General features: G+C 27.3%; 16 protein-coding genes. 15 read left to right on the top strand and 1 reads right to left on the bottom strand.

All coding sequences use genetic code 11. The features are described 5' to 3' along the window. The first annotated feature begins 11 nt into the window (after positions 1-11). From infA to metG, 14 genes are all read left to right on the top strand, one after another. A complete protein-coding gene (gene infA / locus HR065_RS01950; protein ID WP_017192652.1) occupies positions 12-224 on the top strand; it encodes a translation initiation factor IF-1 in 213 nt (70 codons plus the stop codon). Positions 225-257: 33 nt separating this feature from the next. Continuing rightward, positions 258-374 carry a 50S ribosomal protein L36 gene (rpmJ, locus tag HR065_RS01945; RefSeq protein ID WP_017192653.1) on the top strand — a complete coding sequence of 39 codons (117 nt, stop codon included), beginning with the start codon at positions 258-260 and terminating at the stop codon, positions 372-374. Between the two features lie 19 nt (positions 375-393). Next, positions 394-798: a 30S ribosomal protein S13 gene (rpsM, locus tag HR065_RS01940; protein WP_178734229.1), complete on the top strand. Its 405-nt coding sequence runs from the start codon at positions 394-396 to the stop codon at positions 796-798. Between the two features lie 3 nt (positions 799-801). Then, the gene (gene rpsK / locus HR065_RS01935) at positions 802-1191 is read left to right on the top strand and encodes a 30S ribosomal protein S11 (protein WP_178734228.1); all 390 of its coding nucleotides are present in this window, start codon (positions 802-804) and stop codon (positions 1189-1191) included. Positions 1192-1206: 15 nt separating this feature from the next. Then, positions 1207-2166, top strand: a complete 960-nt coding sequence (locus HR065_RS01930) for a DNA-directed RNA polymerase subunit alpha (protein ID WP_178734227.1) — start codon at positions 1207-1209, stop codon at positions 2164-2166. A 34-nt stretch (positions 2167-2200) separates the two neighbouring features. Continuing rightward, on the top strand, positions 2201-2557 hold the full coding sequence (gene rplQ / locus HR065_RS01925; RefSeq protein ID WP_178734226.1) for a 50S ribosomal protein L17: 357 nt from the start codon (positions 2201-2203) through the stop codon (positions 2555-2557). 263 nt (positions 2558-2820) lie between these two features. Next, positions 2821-3645: an ATP-binding cassette domain-containing protein gene (locus HR065_RS01920; protein WP_178734225.1), complete on the top strand. Its 825-nt coding sequence runs from the start codon at positions 2821-2823 to the stop codon at positions 3643-3645. Continuing rightward, complete coding sequence (locus tag HR065_RS01915) at positions 3621-4484, top strand: ATP-binding cassette domain-containing protein (RefSeq protein WP_178734224.1); 864 nt, start codon at positions 3621-3623, stop codon at positions 4482-4484. Before HR065_RS01920 ends, HR065_RS01915 begins: the two co-directional genes overlap by 25 nt. After that, complete coding sequence (locus HR065_RS01910) at positions 4477-5499, top strand: energy-coupling factor transporter transmembrane component T family protein (protein ID WP_178734223.1); 1023 nt, start codon at positions 4477-4479, stop codon at positions 5497-5499. Before HR065_RS01915 ends, HR065_RS01910 begins: the two co-directional genes overlap by 8 nt. A 62-nt stretch (positions 5500-5561) precedes the next feature. Further along, complete coding sequence (gene truA, locus HR065_RS01905) at positions 5562-6296, top strand: tRNA pseudouridine(38-40) synthase TruA (RefSeq protein ID WP_178734222.1); 735 nt, start codon at positions 5562-5564, stop codon at positions 6294-6296. A gap of 14 nt (positions 6297-6310) precedes the next feature. After that, complete coding sequence (gene tmk, locus HR065_RS01900; protein ID WP_178734221.1) at positions 6311-6928, top strand: dTMP kinase; 618 nt, start codon at positions 6311-6313, stop codon at positions 6926-6928. After that, positions 6925-7884, top strand: coding sequence for a hypothetical protein (locus HR065_RS01895; RefSeq protein WP_178734220.1), 960 nt, complete (start codon positions 6925-6927; stop codon positions 7882-7884). The genes tmk and HR065_RS01895 overlap by 4 nt, the downstream gene beginning before the upstream one ends. 20 nt (positions 7885-7904) lie before the next feature. Next, positions 7905-8759 (top strand): 16S rRNA (cytidine(1402)-2'-O)-methyltransferase, encoded by an 855-nt coding sequence (gene rsmI / locus HR065_RS01890; protein WP_178734219.1) that lies wholly within the window; start codon positions 7905-7907, stop codon positions 8757-8759. A 21-nt stretch (positions 8760-8780) separates the two neighbouring features. Beyond that, positions 8781-10337 (top strand): methionine--tRNA ligase, encoded by a 1557-nt coding sequence (gene metG / locus HR065_RS01885; RefSeq protein WP_178734218.1) that lies wholly within the window; start codon positions 8781-8783, stop codon positions 10335-10337. A 716-nt stretch (positions 10338-11053) separates the two neighbouring features. On the opposite strand, the gene HR065_RS01880 is transcribed toward metG, so the two are convergent. Then, entirely contained in the window at positions 11054-11746 is a 693-nt protein-coding gene (locus tag HR065_RS01880; RefSeq protein ID WP_244948337.1) for a hypothetical protein, read from the bottom strand. Between the two features lie 421 nt (positions 11747-12167). Between HR065_RS01880 and HR065_RS01875 the strand changes: the two genes are divergently transcribed. Next, positions 12168-13556, top strand: a complete 1389-nt coding sequence (locus tag HR065_RS01875) for a hypothetical protein (protein ID WP_178734217.1) — start codon at positions 12168-12170, stop codon at positions 13554-13556. Positions 13557-13581: the final 25 nt, after the last annotated feature.

Here is a 13581-nt window from a genome sequence, read left to right as displayed (position 1 = left end):
TAAAAATAAATATGGTTAATCCAAATATTATTGAATTTGATGATGCTATAGTAGTTGGCATTTTACCTAATGCTAAATTTAAATTAGAACTTTCTAATAAAAAAATTATTATTGCTCATATTTCAGGCAAAATACGTAGCAATAACATTCGTATTTTGTTAGGTGATAAAGTTAAAGTAGATTCTAAAGGGCGTATTGTTTATCGTTATATCGATAAAAGATAATAATATTTTTTTAAATAAAAGGAGATATTTAAAATGAAAGTTAGAGCTTCTGTTAAAAAACGTAGTGCTGATGACATCATTGTACGTCGTAAAAAAAGAGTTTATATTATAAATAAAAAAAATCGTCGCAATAACCAAAGACAAGGGTAATTTGGAAAGGAGTTTATAAATGGCAAGAATTGCAGGAATAGATGTTCCTCGTGATAAAAGAGTAGTGATTTCACTTACTTATATTTATGGTGTTGGACTTAAAACTTCTCAGCAAATTTTAAGCGAATTAAATATAGATGAAAATATTCGTGTTAAAGATTTAACTGAAGAACAATTGTCTAGCATAAGAAATGAATTAAGTAAAATGAGTGAAGGCGCTCTAAGACGTGAGACTGCTTTAGTAAATATTAAACGTTTAATGGAAATCGGTTGCGATAGAGGAATACATCATCGTAAAGGTTTACCAGTAAGAGGACAAAAAACTAGAAATAACGCTAAAACGGCTAAGAAAAATCGTAAAAAACTGGCTTCAAGTGTTAATAAAGATAAAAAAAGTAATAAGAATGCGAAAAGAGGGAGATAATAAATGGCTCAAAAAAAACGCATAAAGCGTAAAAAAATTAAAAAAAATGTTCCTTTTGGTATAGCTCATATTCATACTACTTTTAATAATACCATATTGACTATTACCGATTTAGAAGGTGATGTAATCACTTGGAGCAGCGCAGGTTCTTTAGGTTTTAAAGGTAGCAGAAAATCAACTTCTTTCGCAGCTCAACAAGTAGCTAGAAAAGTAGCAGGATTGGCTAAAGACCAAGGAATGCAAAAGGTTGAAGTCTTTATTAAAGGTCCAGGAGTAGGTAGAGAAACTTCTATCCGTTCTTTACAAGAATCAGGTTTAGAAATTACTGCTATTAAAGATGTTACTCCTATTCCTCATAATGGTTGTAGACCACCTAAACGTCCTCGTGGTTAATTAAGGGAGTAGAAAATGAAAAAATTAAAATTTTTAAGACCTATTATGTTAGTTGACAATGAAAATGATGATGCTTTTGATAAAAGATTCGTTATCCAACGTTTAGAAAAAGGATACGGAACTACAATCGGAAATTCTTTGAGAAGAGTTTTATTATCTTCTTTACCAGGTGCCGCTATTGTAAACGTTCATATTGATGGTGTAGAACATGAATTTACCGTTATGGACGGTGTTTATGAAGATATTATGACTATCATTTTAAATTTAAAAAAAGTCGTGATTGCTGTTGATTCCCAAGATGAAGATTTTGAACAAAAGTTGGAAATCGATATTACAGGAGAAAAAACAGTAACAGCTGCAGATTTTAATGTTGTTGATGGAGTAGATATCATTAATAAAGATCAAGTCATAGCACATGTATCAGAAAACACTCGTTTCCGTATGGAAGTGACAGTAAGAAGAGGCATTGGTTATGAAAGTGCTGCGAATAACAAGGTTTTTAATAAAAGCCAATTCGGAGTTATAGCGATCGATTCTTTATATACACCAGTTGTAAAAACAACTTACACTGTGGAACAAAAATTAGGTAACAAAGAAGAATTAGTAGTTGATATCGAAACTAATAAAGCTATTACCGCTAAACAAGCTTTATCGACAGCTTCTAAAATTTTAGCAGATCATTTTAATGTTTTAGTTAACTTATGCGAACAAGAACAACAAAATGACTTTATTTATGAAGCAGAAATTGAAAATTACAATCATGCTTTAGATTTAAAAATCGAACAATTAGAATTGTCTGTGAGACTATTAAATAGTTTGAAAAAATCAGGCATTAATACTGTAAAAGAATTAGTGAGTCAAAAAGAAAAAGATATTTCTAAATTAAATAGTTTAGGTAAAAAATCTTTTGATGAATTAAAAGCAAAAATGAACGAATTAGAACTTCGTTTCAATATGCCAATAAACGACAAATAAAATATTTTTTTAGAAAGTGGGTTAAAATTAAAAAATGGCTTACAGTAAATTAAGACGTACTACCCCTCAAAGAAAATCTTTATTAAGAAGTTTAGTTTCCAGTTTGATCGCAAACGAACAAATTGTAACTACTTTTTCTAAAGCTAAAGAATTGAGAAGAGCAGTTGAAAAATCTATAACTTTAAGTAAAAAAAACACTTTACATGCAAGAAGACAAGCATCTCTTTTAATGTTTGACGAAAAAATAGATGAAAATAAAACTGTTTTACAAAAGTTATTTAACGAATTATCTGCCAAATATCAAGACAGACCGGGCGGTTATACGAGAATCATTAAAACTGAACCTCGTAAAGGCGACGCTGCTCCTATGGCAATTATACAACTTGTTTAATCTTTGATCAAATAAGTTTTTTTATTAAATAGAGAAAAGTTATTTCTCTTTTTTCTGCAAAATGAAACAAAATTGATTCATCGGGTGCATTTTTATGTGCCAAATAATTAATTTTTTATTTAAAAAAGTATATTTTTTCTTATTAGATTCAATTCTTATTATAAAAAATATATTTTTTATAATAAGAATATTTAAAATGGTCCAGTTTATTTTAATTATTCTTATTTTTATAATGGTTAAAATAAATAAAATTAGGTTATAAAATGATAATTGTTAAAGGTTTAAATTTTAGTTACAAAGAAAAACAAATTCTGCATGATTTGAATTTTAAGATCAATCCTGGAACATGGGTTTCTATAATAGGTGATAATGGTTCAGGCAAATCTACTTTAGTTAAAATTTTAATTAGTTTATTGCAATATCAAAAAGGACAAATTACGATCAATGGTTTAGATTTGAATGAAGATAATTTGTCTGTTATTCGTCCTCTTATGGGGATTGTTTTTCAAAACCCTGATTATCAATTTATCGGCTTTGATGTGCGTAGCGATATCGCTTTCGGTCTGGAAAACCAAAATTTACCAAGAGAAGAAATGCAACAAAAAATTTTTGACGTTTCGCATTCTTTAGGCATTGATGATTTATTAGACAAAAAACCTCAAGAACTATCTGGTGGCCAAAAACAAAAAGTCGCTATTGCTTCTGTTTTAGCGATGGAACCAGAAATTATTATTTTTGACGAACCGACCGCTTTTTTAGATCCCCAAGGAGTTAAAGAAATTCATAATATTATCAAAAACATTCATCAACAAAAAAATAAGATTTTAATCACTATCACCCATGATTTATCTTTTGCTTTGCAAAGTGATGAGATTATTATTTTAGAAAAAGGTCATCTTTTGAAACACGATAAACCAGCGAATTTGATCAAAGAACCTTCTTTTTTGGAAAAATATTTTGTTAATTTACCTTTATCTTTGAAACTTTATTATGAATTATTAAAAAAAGATGAAAATGTATCTCATGAAAAAAAAGAATCTTTGCAAAAAATAAAGGAAATCTTATGGCAATACAGTTTAAAAATGTAAGTTATTATTATGATAAAACAAAAACACATGCTATCAAAGAAATTAATTTAAAAATTAACGAAAATAATGAATTTATCGCGTTAATTGGTCAAATTGGTTCGGGAAAATCTACTTTGGTTCAATTGATGAACGGTTTATTAACACCTTCAGAAGGTGAAATAGAAGTTTTTGGGCAAAAAATAACTTCCAAAACGCCTGAAAAACGTTTAGCTTCTTTGAGGAGTAAAATTGGCTTAGTTTTTCAATTCCCTGAATATCAACTTTTTGAAACAACTGTTTTAAAAGATGTGATGTTTGCGCTTAAAAATTTGAAAATAAATAATGCCACTTCAGAAAAGAAAGCTATTTCTGTTTTAAAAAGGTTAGGCATTGAAGAAGATTTATTTATTTCTTCTCCTTTTAAATTATCTGGCGGACAACAAAGAAAAGTCGCTATTGCCGGTATTTTAGTTATGGGTCCTGCTATTTTAGTTTTAGACGAACCTACGAGAGGTTTAGATGTTAAAAGTCAAATTGAAATTATGAATTTTTTTCAAGAATTATTTCAAATAGAAAAAAAAACTATTATTTTTATCACTCATAATATAGATTTAGTAGCAGAATATGCCAATAGAGTGATTTTTTTAGAAAAAGGTCAAATTATGTTTGATGGTTCTAAAGAAGATTTTTTTATGAACGAAAAATTCAATAAATTTGCACCTTATAAACCACAAACTTTCCAACTGGCGCATTTTTTAGAAAAAGAATTGAATATTCCCTTTGTGCCTACTTATTCTTTTGAAGAAATGTTGAAATATTTAAAAAAATTTTATAAAGGAAATAATGGTTTAGATGATTAATTCCGATTTACAACAAAAACCTGATTTAAAGAAAAAATCTTTTTTATATAGCGTTAATCCGGCGATTAAAATTATCGCTATCATTGCGTTTTTTAAAATTATTTTTAGCTTAGATGTCTCTTTTTTTTCCAAAGAAACCAACCTATTAGAAAAAGCTTTATTTTTTGGACCTTTCGTTTTTCTAACTTTGGTTTTATTTTTTTTGTTAATACATCTTAATTTTTCTGTCGTTAAAATGTTAAAACGCATTTCTCATTTGAAATTTCTTATTGTATTAAGTTTAATTTTTCATATTTCTTTAAAAGGAGAAGCAGGAACAGACATTTCTTTTCAAGTGTGGAATGTTTACTTAATGTTGTTCAGTTTAGGGGTTTTTTATTTCGTTTTTAAAAAGATCTTTCCGAAGAATATTTATCCTTTTTTGTTCGTTATTTTTTTCTTGGCAATGCCTTTTCTTATTTCTCATTTGGACTTGTGGAAAACAAATAAAATACCTTTTATAGATGAAAATTATACAGTTCAATTATTCTTGAAAAAAACAGATTTATTAAAAATTATTTTAATCTTTATTAGGATTTTATTGATTTTAACGGTTATCACTTTGTTTAACGAAACAACTTCTTTTATGGAAATAAATGATGGTTTGGAAATCGTTTTAAAACCTTTGAAAAAATTAAAATTTCCTTTAGAATTTTTTTCCATCATGATATCTTTAATTTTCATGTTTATTCCTTTTTTAATGGAAGAAACTAAAAAGATTATTAAAGCACAAATGTCTAGAGGTTTGGATTTATACACTAAAAATTTATTTAAAAAGATTTATAATTTATTATCTTTATTAATTCCTATTTTTGTGATATCTTTTCAAAAATCTTTAGTTTTAGCGAACGCTATGGAAGCACGTGGATATGTTTTAGGCGAAAAACGCACTAAATTAAATCATTATAAAATGACCAAAAAAGATTATCTTTTTTTAATAACTATTTTATCGTTTTTTATATGGAGTTTTTTTTAAAAAAGGGAAGAAATATTTTTTTATTTTATGATTTATTATAAAATAAAAGAGAGGTTTTTGATTTGAAAAAATTTACTTATAAATTGGTTTTAAGTTATGATGGTACTAATTATCACGGATATCAAAAACAACCTAAAGTGGTCACAGTTCAGTCCGTTTTAGAAAACGTTTTATCCCGTCTTACGAAAAGAAAAATGCTAACTTACGCCGCTAGTCGCACGGATAAAGGGGTTCATGCTGAAGGTCAAGTAGTTCATTTTTATACTTCTTTTTTGATTGATAATTATTTTTTTCAAAAAGCTTTAAATAAAACCTTGCCGAAAGATATTAAGGTTGAGGAACTCTCTTTAGTGTATGACGCTTTTCATGCGCGTTATCATACTAAATCCAAAATTTATAAGTATTTTTTTTCTAAAAAAGAATTAACGCCTTTTAATAACCGTTTTCAAACTTATTTTGAATCTTTGGATTTCTCCTTAATTGAAAAAGCGTTATCTTTAATTAAAGGTGAACATGATTTTGTTTTATTTACCAATAATAAAGACGAAAAAAAATCTACTGTTAAAATCGTTTATGACGCTTTTTTAGAAGAAACTGAAGATCAATATATTTTGGTTTTTCACGGTAAAGGTTTTTTAAAACATATGATTCTTTTTTTAGTAGGTTTTTTAATTAGGATCGGGCAGAAAAAAAAGACTTTATTAGACTTGGAAAATATGTTAAACTTAACATATGACAAACAATTTTCTTATTTAGCTCCTCCTTGTGGACTGGTTTTAACAAAAATTTTTTATTAAAAAGGTGGTTCGATATGTTTATTTCTTTTGAAGGTGGCGAAGGAACTGGTAAAACCACTCTCGCAAACGCTTTGTTTAAAAAAATGATTCAAAAACATGCAGTTATTTTAACTAAAGAACCGGGCGGTTGTGAAACTAACCTTCCTATAAGGAAACTTTTATTTAGTTCTGATAATAAAATAGACGTTCATACGGAAGCTTTATTATACGCAGCCGATAGAACAGAACATTTGGAGAAGGTTATTTTACCAGCTTTAAAAAAAGGTCAAATAGTGATTTGCGATCGTTATCTAGATTCTTCTTTAGCTTATCAAGGTTACGCTAGAGAGTTAGGCGAAGATTTTGTTAAAAAAATTAATGTTATTGCGTTGAAAACGATGCCGGATATTACTTTTTATTTAGATTTAGATCCTCAAATAGGCTTGCAAAGAATAAAAGACAAAAGAGAAGATAAAAGAGAATATTTTGATTTGCAAACTTTATCTTTTCATCAAAAAGTGAGAGAAGGTTTTTTAAATTTGCATCAACAATTCCCACAGAGAATTTTTAAAATTGATGCTAACCAGCCTTTGGAAGAAATACAATCCATCATTGAAAAAGAAATACAAAGATTGTTTAAAATAAAATTATGAATAAAAATCAACGTTTATTGGAAAAATTTAAATTTATTATTGAACAAAAAAAATTATCTCATCTTTATTTAATAGAAGGTAGCAGCGAAGAAGCTAGACATGAATTTATGTTGGAATTAGTTCATGAATTTTTACAAACTACTCCTTTGGATCCTCAATTAGAAAGTTTAATTAAAAATTTTTCGTATCCTAATTTTTATTTTTTAAGTTATAAAAAAAATAATTCCATTAAAAAAGAACAAATTTTGGAAATGCAAAATTATTTCAACCAAACTTCTTTTTTTCAACAAAAAAAAGTTTATGTTATTGAAGGGATTGAACATCTTCATGTTAAAGCGGCTAACAGTTTGCTTTATTTTTTAGAAAACCCTATTAGTGAGAATATTTTAGGGATTTTATTAACTAATAATCGCGATCTTGTCCTACCTACCATTCTTTCGCGTACACAAGTTTTTTCGTTAGATAATATGACGGAAGATGAAGAAGAAGTTTCGCCAGCATTTAATAAAGGCGAGGTTTTAGATGATGTTTTAATTAGTTTATTAAACCGTTTTAACAACGTAAAAGAAGATGTTTTAAATGTTAATTATTATTTAGAATTTAAAAAATTCTTTTTATTGTTTTTAGATAATTTTAAAAAAAAGAATGATTTTGTTTATTTATTCGGAGAAGCTAAATCTTTAGCCGAAGATAAATTATTTGTGAGTGATTTTTTAAAAGTTATAATGCAATTTTTCTTAGATTTATATTATAAAAAAAATAATTTATCTTTTTCTTTTCCTATAGAATTATTAGAAAAACCTTTTTTTGATGAATTGTCTTTAGAACATATTAATAAATATTTAGCGATATTAGAGCAAATAGAACAAAAGAATGTTTTTGTCAACGCTAATTTTTGCTTTATGGCTTTATTGTTAGAAATAGAAAAACAAAAGGAGTTTTTAAATTTAATTTAAAATTTAAAAATCATTAAAATATGGTAATAATACAAAAAACCTTTATTGAACCGAAACCGACTTTATATTTGGTTTCCACTCCTATCGGCAATATGTCAGATTTAACCTTTCGTGCGTTAGAAATTTTAAAAAAAGTGGATTATATTTTGGCAGAAGATACCAGAAGAGCTCATAAAATATTAGAATTTTATCAATTTAAAAACAATTTACTTTCTTTGTATCAATATAACGAAAAGCAAAGGGTGCAAAAGATTTTGACTTTGTTAGAGGATGGTAAACAAATAGCTTTAATTAGCGATGCCGGTACTCCTTTAATTAGTGATCCGGGTTTGTTATTGGTTCAAGAAGTTAAAAAAGCAGGATTTTATGTTACTTCTGTTCCTGGACCGGCAGCTTTTTTGTCCGCCTTCAGCATTTCTTCTTTTGATATTCCGTTTTTGTTTTTAGGCTTTTTACCTAAAAATAAAAAAGCGAAAACAGAAATGTTATTAAAACACCGTTTTTTTGAAGGATCTTTAATTATCTATGAATCGCCTTTAAGAATTAAAGACACTTTACAAATGGTTCAAATTCATTATCCTCAACGTAATATTTCTTTATCACGCGAATTAACCAAAAAATTTGAAACCATTATTAATGGCGATATTGATAGTGTTTTAAAAGAAGAGTTGAAAACTAAAGGAGAATATGTTTTAGTTATTGAAGGCAATAAAAAGCCTTTTTCTTATCAAGATTTTTCTTTAGACGAACATATTATGTTTTTTTTACAACAAGGTTTTTCGGAAAAAGAGTCTTTTTCTAAAGTCGCTAAAGCGAGAAATATTTCTAAAAAAGAGATTTATCAAAAATATAAAATTCAAAAAGATAATGTATAAAAAAGGAGATTTATTGTTTATATGACAGTTCACAAAAAGAAGTTTTACATTTCTACTTCTATCGCTTACGCTTCAGGCATTCCACATATCGGTAATGTCTATGAAATGATTTTATCCGATTCGATAGCTCGCTTTAAAAAAATGGATCATTATGATGTTTATTTTCAAACGGGCACCGATGAACACGGTCAAAAGATTGAAAAAAAAGCTTCTCAAGAAAAAATAAATACTCAAAAATATGTAGATCATATTTCTTCTGAAATTAAAAGAATTTATGATTCCGTAGGAGTTAATTATGATAATTTTGTTAGAACTACCGATGAATCTCATAAAAAAACAGTTCAAGCTATTATCAATAAACTCTTAAAAAAAGGCGATATTTACTTAGGAACTTATGAAGGTTGGTTTTCTGTCGTTGAAGAAAGTTATATAGCAGAAAAGGACTTAATTGACGGTAAAACTGCTAGTGGTGAAACACCAGTTTGGTCCACCAAAGAAGAAGTCTACTTTTTTCAATTATCAAAATATCAAGAACGATTGTTAACTTATTTAAATGACAATCCTCATTTAATTTTACCGAAAGAAAGAAGAAAAGAAGTTTTAAATTTGTTGAAAGAACCTTTAACTGATTTATCTATTTCTAGGACTTCTTTTAAATGGGGTATTCCTTTAAGTTTTGATCCTAACCATGTGGTTTATGTTTGGATTGATGCTTTAAGCAACTATATTACGGGTTTAGGTTTTCAACTTTCTGAAGACGGAGAAATCTTGCCTAATGAACAATTTTTAAAATATTGGCCTTGTGATCTACATGTTATTGGGAAAGATATTAGTAGATTTCATTTGATTTATTGGCCTATTTTATTAATGGCTTTAGAAATCCCTCTGCCGAAACAATTTTTAATCCATCCTTGGATTTTATTCAATAACAATAAAATTTCTAAATCAACTAATAATGTGGTTTATATAGACGATTTGTTAAAGTTTTTTTCTGTTGATGCTATTAGATATTTCGTTTTACACGAAATACCTTATGTTTCTGACGGAACTTTAAGTTATGATCTTTTATTAGAAAGATATAATGCTGATCTTGTGAACACGATAGGAAACTTGTTAAGCCGTACTTTAGGTATGATTAAAGCCTACCGTAATTCTCAATTAACCAAAACAACGACAGAAGAAAAAGATGACTTTAATTTGCCTCAAAAAGCGCTTGATGCTGTAAAGTTAGTTAAAAAAGCAATGGATTCTTATCGTGTGGCGGAAGCGATGGAAAATATCGTTCAATTAGCTCGTTATTCTAATAAATATGTGGATATTGTTGAACCTTGGAACCTTGTTAAAGAGGAAAATAATTCAGCCAAATTAGATGTTTTTTTATATAATTTAGTGGAAACTTTACGTTTTATAGGCGTTTTATTAAAACCTTTTTTACCTGAAACATCTGAATCAATTTTAAAACAAATTAAGGCTGAAGAAGAGACTTTGGAAAGTTTAGAAAAATTCGGCACTACTCAAACCAAAGAATTACAACCTGGAGAAAAATTGTTTGAACGTCTGGAAAAGATCGATTTATAAATAAGTTTCTTCTTTTCGGGTCAATCATTCTTTTTAAAAAAGACATTCGAAACCTTTTTAAAGCAAAAAAATACTTCAAATAAATAATTATTTGAAGTATTTTTTATAATAGATAAAATATTGATTTTTAATTAGGAATAAATATTAACGAATGTGTTATAATTTATTTGGTTGATTTCATTAAATTGTTATCATTTTTATAAACCTTTTTTGGTTGATTGTTTTGAACGGTTCAAAAGTTTTTATCTCAATGATCCGTCCCACTTACCGTAATGATTTTCGTCAAAGTTTGTAGGTTCATTCTGCCTGTCAGTTGAAATATTTCAACTAAAGGATCCATCCCACTTACCGTAAACTTATGAAAAAATTTGTGGAACCAAAAAAATACTCGCATCGTTTGGAGACGAAGCAAGAAAATGTATATCAATTTATTGATAAAATTTTTATTTTTCCAAAATAAAATTATTTTTACGAAATAATAAAAAAATGAAATCATCCAAAATCATTCTAACATAAAAAAAGACCAAAATTAATAATTTTATTTTAACTAAAAAGATTAATAATTAAACCCAAAAATCATAATAATTAAATTAACAATTATAATATAATAGATAATCCTTTTTAGAAACATTTATGTTTCTATTTTTTTTAAAAAAACCATCCTCTTTGCATTGATAAAAGCTTGGAGGATGGTTTTTTTGTTTATTAAAGACTTTTTAACCGTTTTTAAAGGCTTTTTGGATCTTTTCTTGAAGTTTATTAAACTCGTTTTCATTTATTGCTTTTTTTAAAATACTGTTTAAAGCGTGAAAAAAACAATAACCATCGCCTGGAGTGTCGTTATATTCCTCAATATAAAAATGTGAATTATTTGTGTTTTTCATTTGGCATATTATTTGCTTTTTGAATTTACTTGTCGCACTATATTCTTCATTATGAGAATGCTTTTCATTCTCTTTTACTATATGTTTTTCAATTTTTAAAATAATATTTTTTCTCAATTGTTGGCTAATCCAATCGATTGTTCCTTGGATTAAAGTCAAGCAAGCAGTACTCAAACGCCCTTGAAAAGTTTTATCGATAAATTGGATCATTTCTTCTGCATCAGGAGTGAAAATAATGGGATAAGTTTCTTGTTTGTTATAGTTTTTCATAAATTCTTCCAGCCCTAAAAGTGGCAATAATTTGATGTTTGTGAAATTTTTGATTTTTTCTTGCTTTAAATTACTTACTTCGTCATCATAATGTTTTTTGATATTCGCAAAAGAACTATCTTTTAAATTAGCGGATTCATGATGAGAAGTGTTGTTATAGTGATGTTTGTTGTGAGGGGACATTTTGATGGCAAAGAATAAGATGAATAAAAAACCCATTGCAATAAAAAAATAATATAAATATTTTTTTACCATTTTCGTAATCGTCCTTTTTTTATTAATTTGAATAATTATTTTTTTTGACAAATCAGGTATATTATTTTTCTCTTTTTTTGCTTTATGTTGTGTCTGATTAAAAAAAGATATATTTTAAGGGGAGAAAATAATGGATAATTGAAAGCGAATGAAAATATAATATTATTTAAAAAAATATTACTCTTACTTTTATTATAAAACAAAAATATATCTTTTTATTAAAGAAAAACAAGAAGCATCGCTTTTCTTTTGGAATAAATATTAATTTTTTTTCTTACCATTTTATCGTGTTTTTTATAAGAATTACTAATTTATTGATATTCTTTTAAACTATATTTTGATGGATATTTTGGAGTTTCACTTGCAAAAAAAAAGATATAATGAGATTATATTATATAGAGAAAGAAAAAAAGGTGAAAAGATGTTCAAACCTACAATTCATAAAAAAATCAATCTTCTTTTTGTATTTTTCAATATTGTAATCCCGTTTATTTTTGTAATTATTCCGTTAATATGGTTTGTTCATCAAGCGGTTCATCCAACAACAACAAAACATCAAACTCAAGAGGTGGAAATTAATTTAGGAGAAGTTGAAGATATTCCAGGCACTATTAAACAATATATTAAGAAAAATATTAATCCTGATTTTAAGGGTGAAGTTTCCGAAACTCCTAGTTATAATTCTAATAAATATAGTGATCAAAACATTAATTCTCCGATTAAAAACCCTCCAGACGATATAAAAGCTATTTATTTTGATAAGGCAGAGAGAAATGAAACTTTTTCGCCACTTTATATTTTGGAAGAATTAAAAAAAATGGGAAACGGAGCTGATAAAATGTATCTTTTTAAAGCTAAGAAAAAACCTATTGTTTGGGATTATGGAAAAATTTTGGACTATCCGAATCCAATGGATAAACAAAAAGAGCTTAACAAAGTTATAACAAAGCCGAAAGAATACAATGACTTACAACAATCAATTACTACTAACAAAACAGAAGTAGTTGAAATCGACTTAGGCGAAGTTTTTCACATTCCCAGGGCTATAAAAACATATATTAAACAAAATATCAAAAAGGATTTCATCGGAGAAGTGCCAGAAAAACCAAGTTATAATTCTAATTCTAAGGATTTTTTTACAACGAACGAAATAGACTCTTCCATTCAAAACCCTAACGACAATATAAAAGCTATTTATTTTGACGGAGGTCAAAGGGAAAAATCATCCTGGTTTACCCGATACGATTTAGAAGATTTAAAAACAATGGGAAATGGAGCTAATAAAATGTATATTTTCAAAGCCGTTCAAAAACCATTCACTATTTTCCACGTTAATATCGGAACAATCGGTGACGAAACTGAAAATATTCGAGATTTTATTAAGACAAAAATTAATCCCGATTTTATCGGCTATGTTTCGGAAACTCCAAGTTATAACGCTGATAGTGCTTTTTTATCGGAAAACATTGATACTCCGATTAAAAACCCTGGCGAATATACTAAAGCAGTTTATTTTGACGGAGGAAAGAGGTTTAAATCTTTTTTAGGGACGCACTATACTTTGGAGGAATTGAAGCGAATGGGTGATGGCGCTAAAGCAATGTATATTTTTCATAATGATTCGGCCGAATTAAAAGAATTCGAACTTGTCCTTGTTTCAGTAGCATCCGTTAAAAATGAAAAATCAGAGAAAAAATTAATTTATCCTCTTGATACAAATGATAAAAAGTTAATAGAATTTCCAAAAAACGAAAAAAGAGAAAATATAAATAACGAAGACAAACCCAAATTAAAATATAATTATAATTAAAACTTTAAAGAAAAAATAAAAACAA

Source organism: Candidatus Phytoplasma pruni (assembly GCF_013391955.1).
Taxonomy (GTDB): domain Bacteria; phylum Bacillota_I; class Bacilli_A; order Acholeplasmatales; family Acholeplasmataceae; genus Phytoplasma.
Note: the sequence above shows the minus strand (reverse complement) of the source record. Positions and strands in the feature narration are given on the sequence as shown.

Bases quoted from the DNA above. Each gene is read 5' to 3' on its own strand.
- infA (WP_017192652.1), top strand. From the start codon at position 12: ATGGTTAATCCAAATATTATTGAATTTGATGATGCTATAGTAGTTGGC.
- rpmJ (WP_017192653.1), top strand. From the start codon at position 258: ATGAAAGTTAGAGCTTCTGTTAAAAAACGTAGTGCTGATGACATCATT.
- rpsM (WP_178734229.1), top strand. From the start codon at position 394: ATGGCAAGAATTGCAGGAATAGATGTTCCTCGTGATAAAAGAGTAGTG.
- rpsK (WP_178734228.1), top strand. From the start codon at position 802: ATGGCTCAAAAAAAACGCATAAAGCGTAAAAAAATTAAAAAAAATGTT.
- HR065_RS01930 (WP_178734227.1), top strand. From the start codon at position 1,207: ATGAAAAAATTAAAATTTTTAAGACCTATTATGTTAGTTGACAATGAA.
- rplQ (WP_178734226.1), top strand. From the start codon at position 2,201: ATGGCTTACAGTAAATTAAGACGTACTACCCCTCAAAGAAAATCTTTA.
- HR065_RS01920 (WP_178734225.1), top strand. From the start codon at position 2,821: ATGATAATTGTTAAAGGTTTAAATTTTAGTTACAAAGAAAAACAAATT.
- HR065_RS01915 (WP_178734224.1), top strand. From the start codon at position 3,621: ATGGCAATACAGTTTAAAAATGTAAGTTATTATTATGATAAAACAAAA.
- HR065_RS01910 (WP_178734223.1), top strand. From the start codon at position 4,477: ATGATTAATTCCGATTTACAACAAAAACCTGATTTAAAGAAAAAATCT.
- tmk (WP_178734221.1), top strand. From the start codon at position 6,311: ATGTTTATTTCTTTTGAAGGTGGCGAAGGAACTGGTAAAACCACTCTC.
- HR065_RS01895 (WP_178734220.1), top strand. From the start codon at position 6,925: ATGAATAAAAATCAACGTTTATTGGAAAAATTTAAATTTATTATTGAA.
- rsmI (WP_178734219.1), top strand. From the start codon at position 7,905: ATGGTAATAATACAAAAAACCTTTATTGAACCGAAACCGACTTTATAT.
- metG (WP_178734218.1), top strand. From the start codon at position 8,781: ATGACAGTTCACAAAAAGAAGTTTTACATTTCTACTTCTATCGCTTAC.
- HR065_RS01880 (WP_244948337.1), bottom strand. From the start codon at position 11,746: ATGGTAAAAAAATATTTATATTATTTTTTTATTGCAATGGGTTTTTTA.
- HR065_RS01875 (WP_178734217.1), top strand. From the start codon at position 12,168: ATGTTCAAACCTACAATTCATAAAAAAATCAATCTTCTTTTTGTATTT.